The 13,837-nt window shown below is 66.9% G+C and carries 12 protein-coding genes; 1 reads left to right on the forward strand and 11 read right to left on the reverse strand.

Annotation, left to right across the window (positions count from 1 at the left end; translation table 11 throughout):
• Positions 1-174 precede the first annotated feature (174 nt).
• The gene (locus CEK68_RS09030) at positions 175-1,230 is read left to right on the forward strand and encodes a lipid A deacylase LpxR family protein (protein WP_152239184.1); all 1,056 of its coding nucleotides are present in this window, start codon (positions 175-177) and stop codon (positions 1,228-1,230) included.
• Between the two features lie 194 nt (positions 1,231-1,424).
• Here the strand turns inward: CEK68_RS09030 and CEK68_RS09035 are convergent, their stop codons facing one another.
• The 11 genes from CEK68_RS09035 to CEK68_RS09085 all read right to left on the reverse strand — a co-directional run bounded on the left by CEK68_RS09035 (position 1,425) and on the right by CEK68_RS09085 (position 13,834).
• Entirely contained in the window at positions 1,425-4,193 is a 2,769-nt protein-coding gene (locus CEK68_RS09035) for a zeta toxin family protein (protein WP_152239185.1), read from the reverse strand.
• Positions 4,190-4,531 (reverse strand): hypothetical protein, encoded by a 342-nt coding sequence (locus CEK68_RS09040; RefSeq protein ID WP_152239186.1) that lies wholly within the window; start codon positions 4,529-4,531, stop codon positions 4,190-4,192. Before CEK68_RS09040 ends, CEK68_RS09035 begins: the two co-directional genes overlap by 4 nt.
• Positions 4,532-4,619: 88 nt before the next feature.
• Entirely contained in the window at positions 4,620-4,952 is a 333-nt protein-coding gene (locus tag CEK68_RS09045) for a zeta toxin family protein (protein WP_152239187.1), read from the reverse strand.
• A complete protein-coding gene (locus tag CEK68_RS09050; protein ID WP_226977819.1) occupies positions 4,949-5,290 on the reverse strand; it encodes a hypothetical protein in 342 nt (113 codons plus the stop codon). Before CEK68_RS09050 ends, CEK68_RS09045 begins: the two co-directional genes overlap by 4 nt.
• Before the next feature lie 41 nt (positions 5,291-5,331).
• On the reverse strand, positions 5,332-6,132 hold the full coding sequence (locus CEK68_RS09055; RefSeq protein WP_152239188.1) for a zeta toxin family protein: 801 nt from the start codon (positions 6,130-6,132) through the stop codon (positions 5,332-5,334).
• Entirely contained in the window at positions 6,129-6,482 is a 354-nt protein-coding gene (locus CEK68_RS09060) for a hypothetical protein (RefSeq protein ID WP_226977820.1), read from the reverse strand. Before CEK68_RS09060 ends, CEK68_RS09055 begins: the two co-directional genes overlap by 4 nt.
• Before the next feature lie 310 nt (positions 6,483-6,792).
• Positions 6,793-8,004, reverse strand: a complete 1,212-nt coding sequence (locus CEK68_RS09065) for a D-alanyl-D-alanine carboxypeptidase family protein (RefSeq protein WP_152239189.1) — start codon at positions 8,002-8,004, stop codon at positions 6,793-6,795.
• Positions 8,005-8,153: 149 nt separating this feature from the next.
• Positions 8,154-9,641, reverse strand: coding sequence for a septal ring lytic transglycosylase RlpA family protein (locus CEK68_RS09070; protein WP_152239190.1), 1,488 nt, complete (start codon positions 9,639-9,641; stop codon positions 8,154-8,156).
• Positions 9,638-10,774: a lytic murein transglycosylase B gene (gene mltB / locus CEK68_RS09075; protein ID WP_017914484.1), complete on the reverse strand. Its 1,137-nt coding sequence runs from the start codon at positions 10,772-10,774 to the stop codon at positions 9,638-9,640. The genes CEK68_RS09070 and mltB overlap by 4 nt, the downstream gene beginning before the upstream one ends.
• Positions 10,775-10,970: 196 nt before the next feature.
• Positions 10,971-12,362 carry an NAD-dependent succinate-semialdehyde dehydrogenase gene (locus CEK68_RS09080; protein WP_152239191.1) on the reverse strand — a complete coding sequence of 464 codons (1,392 nt, stop codon included), beginning with the start codon at positions 12,360-12,362 and terminating at the stop codon, positions 10,971-10,973.
• Between the two features lie 65 nt (positions 12,363-12,427).
• Positions 12,428-13,834 (reverse strand): NAD(P)(+) transhydrogenase (Re/Si-specific) subunit beta, encoded by a 1,407-nt coding sequence (locus CEK68_RS09085; protein ID WP_152239192.1) that lies wholly within the window; start codon positions 13,832-13,834, stop codon positions 12,428-12,430.
• Between the last annotated feature and the right edge of the window lie 3 nt (positions 13,835-13,837).

A 13,837-nucleotide genomic window follows, 5' to 3' on the forward strand; every position in this document is an offset into this window, starting at 1 on the left:
CGCGACAAGAGGGCGAATGGGACAGACAAACCCAAACGGACGAATTTGTCCGATACGGCACTTTTGCCTATCCTTCACCGCACGGGCTGCGTTCATGGTCCGGGATGTCGCCGGCATCGACTGCCTGCAGGCGGACATCGCCGCTCACGCCTTTTCCGACCAGAGACGCCGCCCATGCCGTCGCCCCGCCCGCTTGTCCCGCTGGCCATCGCCCTGGCCTTCGCCTCGGCCCCGGTCGCCGCCACCACGCAATGCCCACACGACACCCTGGAAGCGACCGCGCCCACGGTCAACGTCCGCGTCGACAACGACCTGTTCGGCGGCGCCGGCCAGGACCAGGGCTATACCAATGGGTTCGGCCTGATCATCGTCTCGCCGAACCTGCGCGACTACACCGACGACCCCTGCCTGCCGCGGCTGGCGCGGGCGGCGAACCGCGCCCTGACCTGGCTGCAGCCGAACAGCGACTTCACCCAGCGCAACATGACCTTCGCGGTCGGGCAAGCGCTGTTCACCCCCACCGACAAGACCCGCCGCGACCTGATCGAGGACGACCGCCCCTACGCCGGCCTGTTGCTGATGAACATCGGCTACAACGCGCGCAACGACGACCGCCTGCGTACCACCCAACTCACCCTGGGCCTGATCGGCCCGTCGGCGCAGGGCAAGCAGGTGCAGGATGCGGTGCACGCCCTGCTCGGCGACGCCAAGTTCCAGGGCTGGGACAACCAGTTGCACGACGAACCGGTGTTCCGCGTGCTGCACGAACGGCTGCGCCGCTGGTCCGGCGACGGCAGCCGCGACGGCTGGGGGTGGGACGCGATCAGCCACTGGGGCGGCGCGCTGGGCACGCTGGACACCCACGCCAATGCCGGCATGGAACTGCGCCTGGGCTGGAAGCTGCCGGACGATTTCGGCAGTTCGCCGCTGCGTCCCGCCGGCGAGAACGTCGCCCCGCCGGCCGACAGCGTCGGCAGCGGCTGGTCGGCGCATCTGTTCGTGACCAGCGATGGACGCTGGGTCTTGCGCGACATCACCCTGGACGGCAACACCTTCCGCGACAGCCACAGCGTGAAGAAGCGCCCCTTCGTCGGCGACGCCGGCATCGGCCTGGCGGTGATGCGCGGCAAATGGAAGTTCGCCCTCGCCCGCTACTGGCGCACCCGCGAGTTCGACCTGCAGCGGCAGACGCCGGTGTTCGGGAGCTTTACGATCAGTCGGAGGTTGTGAGCGGCGGCATGCGGCGGGAGCGGCAAGCGCATTGAGCGATGGCACGCGTCAGCGCCAAGACGGTACATCGCCCCACAATAATCGGCAAGCTTGCGAGTTCGGCGCAGGATGCTCACCACCCGCCGGAAGCGTGATTTTCATGCAGTGGCATCCGACCTGCACGCGCGGTCCGCAACCAGGCGAACGGGCCAACCTCACCCCATTGCAGGCCCGTTCTTGCCGCCAGGCCCTTCCTGCTGCCGTTGCTGCGCCTCCAGCGCCAATTGCTGCTCGCGCTGCTGATTGAATGCCTGCGCCTGCTGCACCGTGTCCTGCATCGGCGCGACCGGTTGCGCCACGTCGGTCGCGGCGCGGAAGCCAGGGGTCGTGCCCGCTACCCACAGGTTGTCGCCGGCCATCAGCACCCGGTCGATCTTGCCCGCATCGGCGATCCCGGCCTGCTTGGCGCCGAGCACGGCCTGGGCCACGTGGTCGTCGCCGATATGCGCCGGCACGTCCTGGCGGATGCGCGCGAACATCGCCTGGTCGGCCGCCGACAGGGCCGCAACGCCCTGCGTATGCGCGGCGCTGCGCTCGGCCGCGGGCGCCTGGCTCACCAGGTGCGGCGAGCGCAGTTGCGCCCACTGGTTGGCGTAATCTGCCATCTCCCCCGACTGCGCCGCCGCCGGATCGACCTTCACCATCTTCGGCGCCGCGAAGGCGCTGTCGCGCTGCAGCCCCTGCACCTGGCCGTCGGTGCTCATCGTCACGTTGGTGAAGCGCAGCCCTTCGCGCTCGCCCTTGACCAGCAGCGCCGCGGCCACCTTCTCGCTGTGCGGACCGGAGCCGATACCCTGCCCTGCTTCCATGTAACGCACTTCGCGCAGTGTCCGCGAGAACTCGGTGTGGCCGGGGTGGGATGGATCGCGCAGGTCGCCTGCCCGAGGTGGCATTGCGGGCGGCGCGGCGGGAGCGACGGGGCGGGCGGGTTCAGCGGACCACGCAGGCTCCCGCTGGGGCGCTGGGGCATCGGGCGCCACTTGCGGAGACACAGACGAGGGCTCCCTCGTCTGATCGCGCGATCGCTCGGCCGCCAGCGCTTTCACCGATGTGTAGGTGGCCTCCAGTTCGTCTCGCAGATTGCCGGACGCCTGGCGCGTGCCCAGCCAACCCTCGCGCGTCCACTGACCTTCTGCATCGCGTGTGTAGACATGCCCATCCGATCCCGGCTGGACCTGCGGGCTGTCGCGTGCCTGGGTCACCGCTTCGGGAACCGGACCATAGCGATCCCAACCCGCTTGCGCATGCAGCTCGGTGTAAGCGGCCGCGATCGCCGCCGGCGAACGTGACGCGTTGTAGGCCACTACCGACTGCGCGAAGGCATCCAGGGCAGCGGCCTTCTCAGGATCGGCGCGGTCGCGAACCGTATGCATCACGTTGCGCTCCAGCAAGCCATCGGCGACCTGCCGGGTCCATTGGCCGCTGTGCCCATCGCGCTCCCAGGGCGCCTCGCGCAGGCTCGGCCGATCGCTGGCGTCTGCCGGGACACGGTAGGGATCGATCGGCACGTCCGGCGTGGCCAGGCGCAACTGCACCGCGCGGCTGGCCGCCTTGAAGGTCAGCTCGTCGGCGATCTGCGGCGGTGCGGTCTCTTGATAGGTCACGGAGAGGCCGTGATCGCCGAAAGCGTCCACCACCGTGCGGGTCCAGCCCTTGTCCGGCGCCTTCGGATCGAAGCTCCAGTCAACGCCGGTGCGATCGGTCTGATTGTTGATGCGGCGCTGCTCCAGCCATTGCACCGCCTCGTTGGCCCCCATGGCGCCGACCACGCCACCCGCCAGCCCGGTCAGCACCAATCCTGGCCCGGTCTCCACGCCCGCCACCGCGCCGATCTGCGCGCCCAGCGCTCCCCCGGCCCAGCCGCCGACGTTGCGTGCGCCGAACTGCAGCAGCTGCGCCTGCGCGCCGACGGCATTACCTTGCGCCTGCAACTGACCGACGCTGCGCCCGGTTTCGGCGGCGTCGTAGACCGTGGCAGCAGCGCCAAGTATGCCCATCCCGCGTATTGCCACCGGCTTGACCCGCACATTGAAGTCCACCGTGTGCGCGGCGGCCGCGTGCCGCTCCACGCCTTCCACGACCTGCAACTGCGCGCGCTCGGCGAGCAACTGCGCGGCCGTCCCCGGCGCCACGTTGGCGTTGTGCGGCAACTGTTCGGGCAGTTCGGCGTGCCAGCTGCGCTGCCCCTGCCAACCGGCATTGACGCCACGCGTCACCGCCGGATCCTGCAGGCGCGCCTCGCGCGCCTCCCTCAACACCTGGCCCGCTGCGCGCGTATCGTGCCGGCTGTCGTAGAGTTCGACGCCTTCGCGGTTGAACAAACGGATCGGCGCCGTGGTCTGCTGCTGCACGATCTCAAGGCTGGCGGGCAGCTTGTCGTAGATGACATCGCGTGCGCCTTCGGGTACGTAGCGGCCGTGGCCAAGCGTATCCAAGGAATTAGAAAAGCGATTGTCCACACCAAATTCGCTCTCGAGTTTATGTGCCGCCATCGCCCGCACCTCCACCTCATAACCGCGGGCCTGCAAGTCCTTGATCAGCCCGGCGCTCCATTCGCCATTGCTGAGCGTGGTATCGAAGATCAGGTTCTTCTTGCCATCGACCGTAGCCTTGAGCAATTCCTCGGCCCATTGGCTGGCATCGGGATGGGTGAAGCCGGACCAGGTGTAGGGGTGGGCGTCGCGAAAGTCGCTGACTTGCGGGTGGAATTCTCGCAGTTTATCTGGGTCGACCTTGACTACATTCCAGTCGAGTTCACGCTCAGCCATCTCGGCGAGACTGCCTTTTCCGGCGCCTGGCTGTCCAGCCAAAATGACAGCCCTCGGATGCTGAAAGGAAGATTTTTCAGACAATCCGCTCTTAGGAATTATTTCCTCGCCCAAAATCCTTTCATGCTCACCACCTGGAAGTTGACCATCACTCATAAGGCACCCCCATTCCGCTCAAAGTAAGCATGCAAATCAGGCATTCCACCCATATTAAACAAGGCAGATCCGACAGCAAAATCCTTTCTCTTTGCATTTTCTATAACCAACGGATCGCCGCCAGCCTTAGCATTTTTGAGTTCCTCACGCGCCTCTAAGATGAAAGAGCCAAGCGTGTCCTGCAGAATCCACACCGCACCATCAAATGGCATCAGAGGATTTGGATTTTTACAGTAATTATCAAGCACATTTTGAAGTTTCTGAATTTTTTCCGGGTATTCCCCAAGTATTTCTTGCAGCTTCTGCGGCACGGGAGGGCTGGAGGGCAAGGTCTTCATGCTGCACATCCTTGGAAGATTTTTCTATTGAACAGACGCACCTTTGACTAAACACCCTTTCGCCGTCTAACGCGGCATCGAGATCAGCTTATCTAGCATCGGCCTCGAACTGGCGCAACCCTTGACTGGCATCGGGATGGGTGAGGCCGGACCAAGTGTAGGGGTGGGCGTTACGGAAACCATTGACTTGCGGATGAAATTCACGGAGCTCATCGGGATCGACCTTGACTGTATTCCCGTCGAGTTCACGCTCGGCCATATCGGCGAGGCCACCTTTGCCAGCACCGGGCTGTCCCGCGAGGATAATTGCCTTAGGTCGATCTTGCGAAGTAGCCTCCAGAAACTGCTCACGCGTGAGAATGTCCTGTCTAAATATTTTCTTGTGCGTTTCGTCATCCAGACAGTTGTCCTGAGATTTCATCCGACGCTCTCCTTATTTTCGTCGAAATAGTCTTTAAGCTCATGCAATCGACGCAGCTGACTTGCATGCAGCATTAATCTCACCTTTTCCTCGGCCTTCCGGATTATCTCAGGATCACCAGCGGACTCAGCGACCTTCAGTTCATCACGTGCTTCTGATATGAAGGAAGTGAGTACGGCCTCAAGCCTCCATATTGCCTGATCAAATACAGGGACTCCTTGCTTTGGATTTTCAACCAATCGATTAAGTGCCCCCTGCAACTCATCCAAGTATTGGGGGTAGTCCTTGAGCATCTCCCGCAACTTCTGCGGTACGGGAGGCGGAGGTAAGGTCTTCATGCGACACATCCTTGGTGAAGTGGCATATCGATCGGAATACGCTACAGACTACTCGCGTTGTGCGGCAACTGCTCGGGCAGTTCGGCGTGCCAGCTGCGCTGCCCCTGCCAACCGGCATTGACGCCACGCGTCACCGCCGGATCCTGCAGGCGCGCCTCGCGCGCCTCCCGCAACACCTGGCCCGCTGCGCGCGTATCGCACCGGCTGTCGTAGAGTTCGACGCCTTCGCGGTTGAACAGACGGATCGGCGCCGTGGTCTGCTGCTGCACGATCTCAAGGCTGGCGGGAAGCTTGTCGTAGATGGCATCGCGCGCGCCTTCGGGTACGTAGCGGCCGTGGCCTCGCTGATCCAACAACCGCGTGAATCGCTGATCCACGCCAAGCTCGCTCTCCAGCTTGTGCGCTGCCATTGCCCGCACTTCCACGTCATAACCGTGGGCCTGCAAGTCCTTGATCAGCCCGGCGCTCCACTCGCCATTGCTGAGCGTGGTATCGAAGATGAGATTCTTCCGGCCATCGACCGAGGCCTTGAGCAATTCCTCGGCCCATTGGCTGGCATCGGGATGGGTGAGGCCGGACCAGGTGTAGGGGTGGGCGTTACGGAACCCATTGACTTGCAGATGAAATTCACGAAGCTCGTCCGGGTCGACAAGAACCACATCATTGCGCATTTCATCGCGCGCGGCTCTGGCAAGCCAGCCCTTTGCAGCTCCCGGCTGACCAGCCAAGATGACCGCGTTAGGGCGCTCCAGCGATGACCTCCCATCAAAATCTCTGAGGACATTCTCCTCAAAGATCCTGCGATGCTCCGCCGCATTCAATCGAAAATCTTCGCCGCTCACGACAAGATCTCCTTGTGCGCCTGGAAATAGGCCAAGATCTCATTTAAATCGGACATACCACCATTACTGAACCTTGCATGCAGCATCAGGCTAACCTTTGCCTCGGCTTTCCTGATGGCCTCGGGATCACTAGAAGACTGCGCTACCTTGAGCTCATCACGCGCTTCTGAGATGAAGGAACTCAGTGCGCCCTCAAGACTCCATATGGCCTGCTCGAACAAAGGAGTGCCATGGAGAGGCTTGGCAACCACATCATTGAGCGTTCGCTGCAATTCATCCAAGTATTGAGGGTAGTCCTTGAGCATTTCCCGCAGCTTTTGCGGCACAGGGGGCGGGGGTAAGGTCTTCATGCGACACATCCTTGGCGAAGTGGCATATCGATCCGAATACGCTACAGACCACTCGCGTTGCGCAGCACTGCTCCGGCAGGTTCGTATGCCAGCTGCGCTGCTCCGCCAACCGGCATTGAGGTCGCTCATGATCGCAGGTCCATGCAGACGCGCATCGTGCGCCTCCTGCAACACCCGGCCCACTGCACGCACACCGGTAAGACGTCGCGGCCGAAGCCGCTCCCACGCAAAACGAGGAACGGCAGCACACATCCCTGCCACGGCTCCAATCACAAAAAAGCCGGCATCAGCCGGCTTTTTCGCGAGGAACTTACTCCGATTCCCACCACATCCAGAAGCTGTCCCACAGGCGCTTGAAGAAGCCGGCCTCGTCGACCGCCTTCAGCGCCACCAGCGGGGCCTGCGCCACCACCTTGCCGTCCAGGCTCACCTTGACCGTGCCGATCTGCTGGCCCTGCTTGATCGGGGCCTCCAGGGTCTTGGGCACTTCGATCGCCGGCTTCAGTTCGTTGTAGCGGCCGCGCGGCACGCTGACCAGCAGCGGCTGCGCCACGCCCAGCAGCACCTGCTTCTCGGTGCCCTTCCACACGCGCTGCTGCGCGACCTGCTTGCCCGGCTCGTACAGGCTGTGGGTCTCGAAGAAGCGGAAGCCCCAGTTCAGCAGTGCCAGGCTGTCCTCGGCGCGCTGCTTCTCGGAACTGTCGCCCATCACCACCGCGATCAGGCGCTGGTCGCCGCGCTTGGCCGAGCTGAGCAGGCAGTAGCCGGCTTCGGAGGTGTGGCCGGTCTTGATGCCGTCCACGCTCGGGTCGCGCCACAGCAGCAGGTTGCGGTTGGGCTGGGTGATGTCGCCGACGCGGAATTCCTTGATCTTGTTGTACGCGTAGGTTTCCGGATAGTCGCGCACCATCGCCCGGCCCAGCAGCGCCAGGTCGTAGGCGGTGGTGTAGTGGCCTTCGGCCGACAGGCCGTGGGCGTTGACGAAGTGCGAGCCGGTCATGCCGATCTTCTTCGCATACTCGTTCATCAGCGACGCGAAGGCTTCCTCGCTGCCGGCGGTGTGTTCGGCCAGCGCGATCGCCGCGTCGTTGCCGGACTGGATCGCCATGCCCTTTTCCATGTCTTCCAGGCGCGCGGTCTTGTTGACCGGGAAGCCGCTGTAGCTGCCGTCGGTGCCGGCGCCGCCCTCGCGCCAGGCGCGCTCGCTGAGCATGACCTGGTCGTCGCGGGTGATCTTGCCCAGCTTCAGTTCGGCCGCGATCACGTACGAGGTCATCACCTTAGTGATGCTGGCCGGGGCCACGCGTTCGTGCTCGTTCTCGCCGGCCAGCACCTGGCCGGTGGCGTAATCCATCAGCACCCAGGACTTGGAGACGGCCGGCTTGGGCGCGGGCGGGATCGCCACGGTGGCCGGAGCGGCGGCAGCGGCGGCCGGCGGCGCGGGAACCGGACCGGGCGTCTGCGCGGAAACCAGGCCGACGGCGAACGTGGCCACGGCAGCGACGGCGAAGCGGAATTTCATCTAAAACGACTCCTGGCGGGCCCGAAGGCCGATGGAAAACGCGACATTGTAGGCCGAGCCGGCGCCCGGGCAGGCGCGGCGCTGGCACGCGCGCGAACCGGCGTTAAGCCATCGGCGCACCGAACGCCCGCCGTGGCGGGCACGCCGCCTCAATCCTTGACGATCTGCGGCCGGCCGAAACCGAGACCGGCGATGCGCGTGGCCAGTTCCGCGGCGCGCCCATGGTCCTCGGCCGCCACCCGCAGCCGCCACAGGGTGCGGCCACCGGAGACGATGTCGCTGATGCTGGCGCCGACGATGCCGGCCGAGGCCAACTGCGACAGCGCGCGGTTGGCGTTCTCGCGGCTGGCGAAGCTGGCCACCTGCAGCAGGATGCCGAGCGGCCCGCGCGCGCTGTCGTCCTCGCGCGGCGCGGCGGCGCTGGCGACCGGTGCGGGAGGCGCTGCCGGCGTCGCCACTGCGACGGTCGGGGCGGCCACGACGGCGGTCGCCGCGGCAACGGGCCTGGTCGTCGCGGTGCCGCGGGATCCGCGCACCGGGGTGCTCGCCGCGGCCACGCTGGGCGCGGGCGTGGCCGGCTTGCCGGTGGCCACGCGCACGCCGCGCGACTTCATCCAGGCGTCGAAACGATCGGCATCGCCGACCCGGCCCGGCGCGTCCTGCACGCGATAGCGCCAACGCTCGCCTTCCGGCAGCGCCGCGGCCGTGGCGGTCGCCGCGGCGGCGGTAGGCGCGACCACGGCAGCCACCGGCACGGCACGCGCCGGCGTGGTCGCGGCGGCGGCCACGCGGCCGCCGGCCGAGTCGGCCGACGTCGCCGGCAGGGTCTTGACCAGCTTGTCCATGTCCGCCGCGCGCCGCACCGCCGCGGGATCGCGTGTGGCGGTGGCGGTGGACGCGCTGGCCAGCAGCGTCGCCGGGCGCCGGCCGGGAGTGCGCCGTGCCAGCAGGTCGCCGTTGTCGGCCGGGGTCAGGCCGCGCACTTCCACGCGGCCGGTGCCCTTGCCGGTGATGCCGAGCTTGACCGCCGCCGCGTAGCTCAGGTCGATCAGCCGATCGTCGTGGAACGGGCCGCGGTCGTTGATCCGCACCACCACCGACTCGCCGTTGTCCAGGTTGGTGACCAGGGCGAAGCTGGGCAGCGGCAGGGTCTTGTGCGCGGCGGTGAACGCGTACATGTCGTAGACCTCGCGGTTGGAGGTCAGCCGGCCATGAAACTTGCTGCCGTAGTACGAGGCGGTGCCGCGCTCGACGTAGCTGTGCGGATCGTCGATGACCACGTACTCGCGGCCCAACACCATGTACGGGGAGCGGTTGCCGATCGCCGAGCGCGGCTCGTCGGTGACCAGCGGCTCGGGAATGCAGGCGACGTTGGGCACGTAGTCCGGGGTGCTGTCGCGCACGCCGGGCGCATACAGGCCGCCGGCGGTGTAGTTGCCGCGCTTGGACGGATCTTCCTTGGCCGGCGCGTAGGGCGAGGTCGACGGACAACCGGTGGCGACGTGCGCCGGCCCCTTGCCCTCGACCCGGATGCCGGGCCCGGCGCCGCCGGCGGTCTTCTTCGGGGCGCTGCTGCAGGCGGCCAGCGCCAGCACAGCGACGACGGGAGCGATCCGGAGCAGCGCGTTCGGGTTCATGCCGGGGGTAACTCCTTGCCGGCGATGGCCTGGGACAGTTGGTAGACGGCCATCGCGTACATCTTGGAATTGTTGTAGCGGGTGATCGCGTAGTAGTTCTGGAAGCCGAGCCAGTACTGCTTGCCGGCGCTGCCGTCGAGCGTGATCGGCGTGGCGCCGCCAGCGGCTGCCGGCACCGGCGCGGTCGGCGTGTAGCCGCGCGCGGCCAGGTCGGCCAGGGTGTAGGTCGGCGTCCAGTCGGTCGGATTGAATTCCTCGGCGCCCGGGCGCAGCGTCGCCGGCACCGCGACCACGCCGTCGCGCACCCAGCCGCCCTTCTTCACGAAGTAGTTGGCGATGGACGAGAACGCGTCGTCGTAGTCGGTGAACAGATTGCGCTTGCCGTCGCCGTCGCCATCGACCGCGAACTGCCGGTAGCTGGACGGCATGAACTGGCCCAGGCCCATCGCGCCGGCGTAGCTGCCGATCAGGCCGGTGATGTCCAGGTTCTCCTCGCGGGCCAGCGCGAACAGTTGGCCGAGCTCATCGCGGAAGAACAGTTCGCGGCGCACCTCGCGCTCGAGCTTGGCCGGATCGCCGCTGCGCGGATAGCGGAACGCCAGCGTGTACAGCGCATCCAGCACGCGGTAGGAGCCGGCGTTCTTGCCGTAGCTGGTTTCCACGCCGATGATCGCGACGATGACCTCGGCCGGCACGCCGGTGCGCGCCTGCACCCGCTGCAGTTCGTCGCGATGCGTGGCCAGGAACGCGCGGCCGCCATCGATGCGCGCCTGGCTGATGAACATCGGCCGGTACTCGCTCCACGGCTTGACCCGCTCGGCCGGGCGCGACATCGCCGCGACGATCGCATCCTTGAACTGGGCCTGCGCCAGGGTCGCCTCGATCTGCGCCGGATCCATGCCGTACCTGGCCGCGGTGTCGCGGACGAAGTTGGCGCGGGCGACCTCGAACGGGACCGGGGTCAGGTCCACCGGTGGCGCCTGCACCACTTCCGGCGCGGCCTCGGCCGGCGGCGCCGGACGCGGCGCAGGCGGCGGCGCGCTGGCCTGCGGCGGCGACGGAGGCGCCTTGGGCTGGGTCGCGCATGCGACCAGGCCAAGCGTGAGCAGGCAAATCAGCGAGCGTCGGATCATGCCGGCAGACTAACAGATTCAAGATGAATTTCTACCAATAACGCCATGAAACAAAAGAACTTTGCCCCAGGTCAAGTGCGCCCGCAGCATGACCTGCCGGCATGCACCGGGCACGCGCCCCGACCCGGGCGTGGCGACGGCACAAAAAAGCCGCCGGGGTTGCCCCCGGCGGCCTGGCCTGACGCATGGCGCCCACTCAGAACGGCGCGTCGATGTCGACCACGTCGATCAGCTTGTGATTGACGAATTCCTTGATGCCCAGCCCGATCAGTTCGCGCCCGTAGCCGGAACGACGCACGCCGCCGAACGGCAGGTCGGCCTTGACCATGGTCGGGTGGTTGACGAACACCATGCCGGTGGAGATGCGCCTGGCCACCGCCACGCCGCGCGCATCGTCGCCGGTGAACACCGAGCCGCCCAGGCCGAACGGCGAATCGTTGGCGATGCGTACCGCGTCGTCCTCGTCCCGGGCGCGGAACAGCATCGACACCGGGCCGAAGAATTCCTGGTGGTAGGCCGGGTTGTCCGGGGCGACGTCGGTGAGGAAGGTCGGCTGCACGAACGCGCCATGCACCGGCACCGGCGGCCCGACCTCGGTCGCGGTGGCGCCGTGCCTGACCGCCTCGGCGATCTGCCGCTTCAGGTCGTCGGCGGCGCCTTGCGAAGACAGCGGCGCCAGGGTGGTCGCCGGATCCATCGGATCGCCGGCCCGCAGCGCCGCCACGCCGGCGCGGTAGCGCTGCAGGAATTCCTCGTACACCTCCTGCACCACGATCATGCGCTTGGACGACACGCAGACCTGCCCGCCGTTCCAGTGGCGGCCGAACACCGCCCACTTCACCGTCTTCTCCAGCGGCGCATCGTCCAGCACCACGAAGGCGTCGGCACCGCCCAGTTCCATGGTCGACTTCTTCAGTGCCTTGGCCGCCTGGGCCGCGACGATGGCGCCGGCGCCTTCCGACCCGGTGAGCGCCACGCCGTGCACGCGCGGATCGTTGAGGATGGTTTCCACCTGGCCGCGGGTGGCGTAGAGATTGGCGAAGGCCCCGGCCGGCAACCCGGCTTCGGCCATCAGCGCTTCGAACTTGGCCGCGCACTGCGGCACGTTGGAGGCGTGCTTGAGCAGCACGGTGTTGCCGGCCGACAGTTGCGGGGCGATGATCCGCGCGATCTGGTAGTACGGGAAATTCCACGGCTCGATCGCCAGCAGCACGCCCAGCGGCTCGTGCACCACCATCGCCCTGCCCTCGGCCGGATCGGCCACCGGCAGATGCTCCGGCGCCAGCAAGCGCTCGGCGTTGACCGCGTAGTACTCGAAGATGTCGGCCGACAGCCGCACCTCGGCTTCGGCCTCGCCGATCAGCTTGCCCATCTCCAGCGTCAGCAGGCATGCGTACTCGCGGGTGTTGGCGCGCAGCAGCCGCGCCGCGGCATGCATCACCCTGGCGCGTTCGGCGAACGGGGCCTGCTTCCATTGCTGGAACGCGGCGTCGGCGGCATCGATCGCGGCCAGCACCTGCGCATCGGTGGCCTCGGGGAAGCTGGCGAGCAATTCGCCGGTATAGGGATTGCGGGTGGCATAGGTCATGGTGGTGTCCTCGTGGAAGGTCGGAAAGCGCCGGACGCCTCGCGCCGGCGCGGGAAGCGGTTGGGTCAGGCGGCCAGTTCCTTCACCGCCTGCACCATGCGGTTGAGCACCGCGGCGGCGTCGCCGTAGACCATGTCGCAGTTGTCGCCGTAGAACAGCAGGTTCTCCACGCCGGCGTAGCCCTTGCCCTGGCCGCGCTTGATCACGTAGACCTGATGCGCCTGGTCGGCGTTGAGGATCGGCATGCCGTAGATCGGCGACGCCTTGTCGGTGCGCGCCGCCGGGTTGACCACGTCGTTGGCGCCGATCACCAGCGCCACGTCGGTGCTGGCGAAGCTGTCGTTGATGTCCTCCATGTCGTAGATCAGGTCGTAGGGCACCCCAGCTTCGGCCAGCAGCACGTTCATGTGCCCGGGCATGCGCCCGGCGACCGGATGGATGGCGAACTTCACGTCGACGCCGGCGGCCTGCAGCAGCTTCACCAGCTCGTACAGCCGCCCTTGCGCCTGCGCCACGGCCAGGCCGTAACCGGGCACGATGATCACGCTGGAGGCGTAGCGCATCGACGTCGCCGCATCGCCCGGCTCGACCGCGGTCATGCGGCCCTGCACGTCGCCCTGCGCGACCGCGGCGCCGTCGCCGAAATTGCTGAACAACACGTTGCCCAGCGAGCGGTTCATGGCCTTGGCCATCAGCACGGTCAGCAGGGTGCCAGCCGAGCCGACCACCATGCCGGCGATCATCAGCGCCGGGTTCTGCAGGGCGAAGCCTTCCAGGCCCACCGCCAGGCCGGTGAAGGCGTTGTACAGCGAGATCACCACCGGCATGTCGGCGCCGCCGATCGGCAGCGTCATCAGCACGCCGAAGCCCAGCGCGGCAATGAAGAACGCTGGCGCCGCCCAGGCGCCGCCCGTGCCGGTGACCACCAGCGTGCCGAGCACCAGCGCGGCCAGGAACACCGCAGCATTGAACGCGCTCTGGCCCTTGAACCGCCACGCGGTGTCGATGCGGCCATCGAGCTTGGCCCAGGCGATCACCGAGCCGGACAGCGAGATCGCGCCGATCAGCGCACCGAGCACGGTCACCGCCAGATGCAGGCCGCCCTGCTGCGGCTGCCGCGCGGTCAGCGCGACCGCGGCCACCGCCGCGGCGGCGCCGCCGCCCATGCCGTTGTAAAGCGCCACCATCTGCGGCATCGCGGTCACCGCGACACGGCGGCCGCTGCGCCAGGCCCAGGCACCGCCCAGCAGCAACGCCAGCAGCGCCAGGGCCAGGTTGGTCAGCGCGTGCGGACGCGCCGCGGGCTGCAGGTCGGCGAGATAGCCGAAGGCGGCGGCCACCGCCACCAGCATGCCGATCCCGGCCAGGACGATGCCGCGCAGCGCGGTCACCGGCGAGGACATGCGCTTGAGGCCGAGGATGAACAGCAACGCGGCGGCGAACCCGCTCAATTCCACCAGTAGCGAGAGCATGGC

The sequence above is a fragment of the Xanthomonas sp. LMG 12461 genome (assembly GCF_009192935.1).
Taxonomy (GTDB): Bacteria; Pseudomonadota; Gammaproteobacteria; order Xanthomonadales; family Xanthomonadaceae; genus Xanthomonas_A; species Xanthomonas_A sontii.

What these genes read in the sequence shown, in the direction of transcription:
- CEK68_RS09030 (WP_152239184.1), top strand. Translation starts at nt 175, where the DNA reads ATGCCGTCGCCCCGCCCGCTTGTCCCGCTGGCCATCGCCCTGGCCTTC.
- CEK68_RS09035 (WP_152239185.1), bottom strand. Translation starts at nt 4,193, where the DNA reads ATGAGTGATGGTCAACTTCCAGGTGGTGAGCATGAAAGGATTTTGGGC.
- CEK68_RS09040 (WP_152239186.1), bottom strand. Translation starts at nt 4,531, where the DNA reads ATGAAGACCTTGCCCTCCAGCCCTCCCGTGCCGCAGAAGCTGCAAGAA.
- CEK68_RS09045 (WP_152239187.1), bottom strand. Translation starts at nt 4,952, where the DNA reads ATGAAATCTCAGGACAACTGTCTGGATGACGAAACGCACAAGAAAATA.
- CEK68_RS09050 (WP_226977819.1), bottom strand. Translation starts at nt 5,290, where the DNA reads ATGAAGACCTTACCTCCGCCTCCCGTACCGCAGAAGTTGCGGGAGATG.
- CEK68_RS09060 (WP_226977820.1), bottom strand. Translation starts at nt 6,482, where the DNA reads ATGAAGACCTTACCCCCGCCCCCTGTGCCGCAAAAGCTGCGGGAAATG.
- CEK68_RS09065 (WP_152239189.1), bottom strand. Translation starts at nt 8,004, where the DNA reads ATGAAATTCCGCTTCGCCGTCGCTGCCGTGGCCACGTTCGCCGTCGGC.
- CEK68_RS09070 (WP_152239190.1), bottom strand. Translation starts at nt 9,641, where the DNA reads ATGAACCCGAACGCGCTGCTCCGGATCGCTCCCGTCGTCGCTGTGCTG.
- mltB (WP_017914484.1), bottom strand. Translation starts at nt 10,774, where the DNA reads ATGATCCGACGCTCGCTGATTTGCCTGCTCACGCTTGGCCTGGTCGCA.
- CEK68_RS09080 (WP_152239191.1), bottom strand. Translation starts at nt 12,362, where the DNA reads ATGACCTATGCCACCCGCAATCCCTATACCGGCGAATTGCTCGCCAGC.
- CEK68_RS09085 (WP_152239192.1), bottom strand. Translation starts at nt 13,834, where the DNA reads ATGCTCTCGCTACTGGTGGAATTGAGCGGGTTCGCCGCCGCGTTGCTG.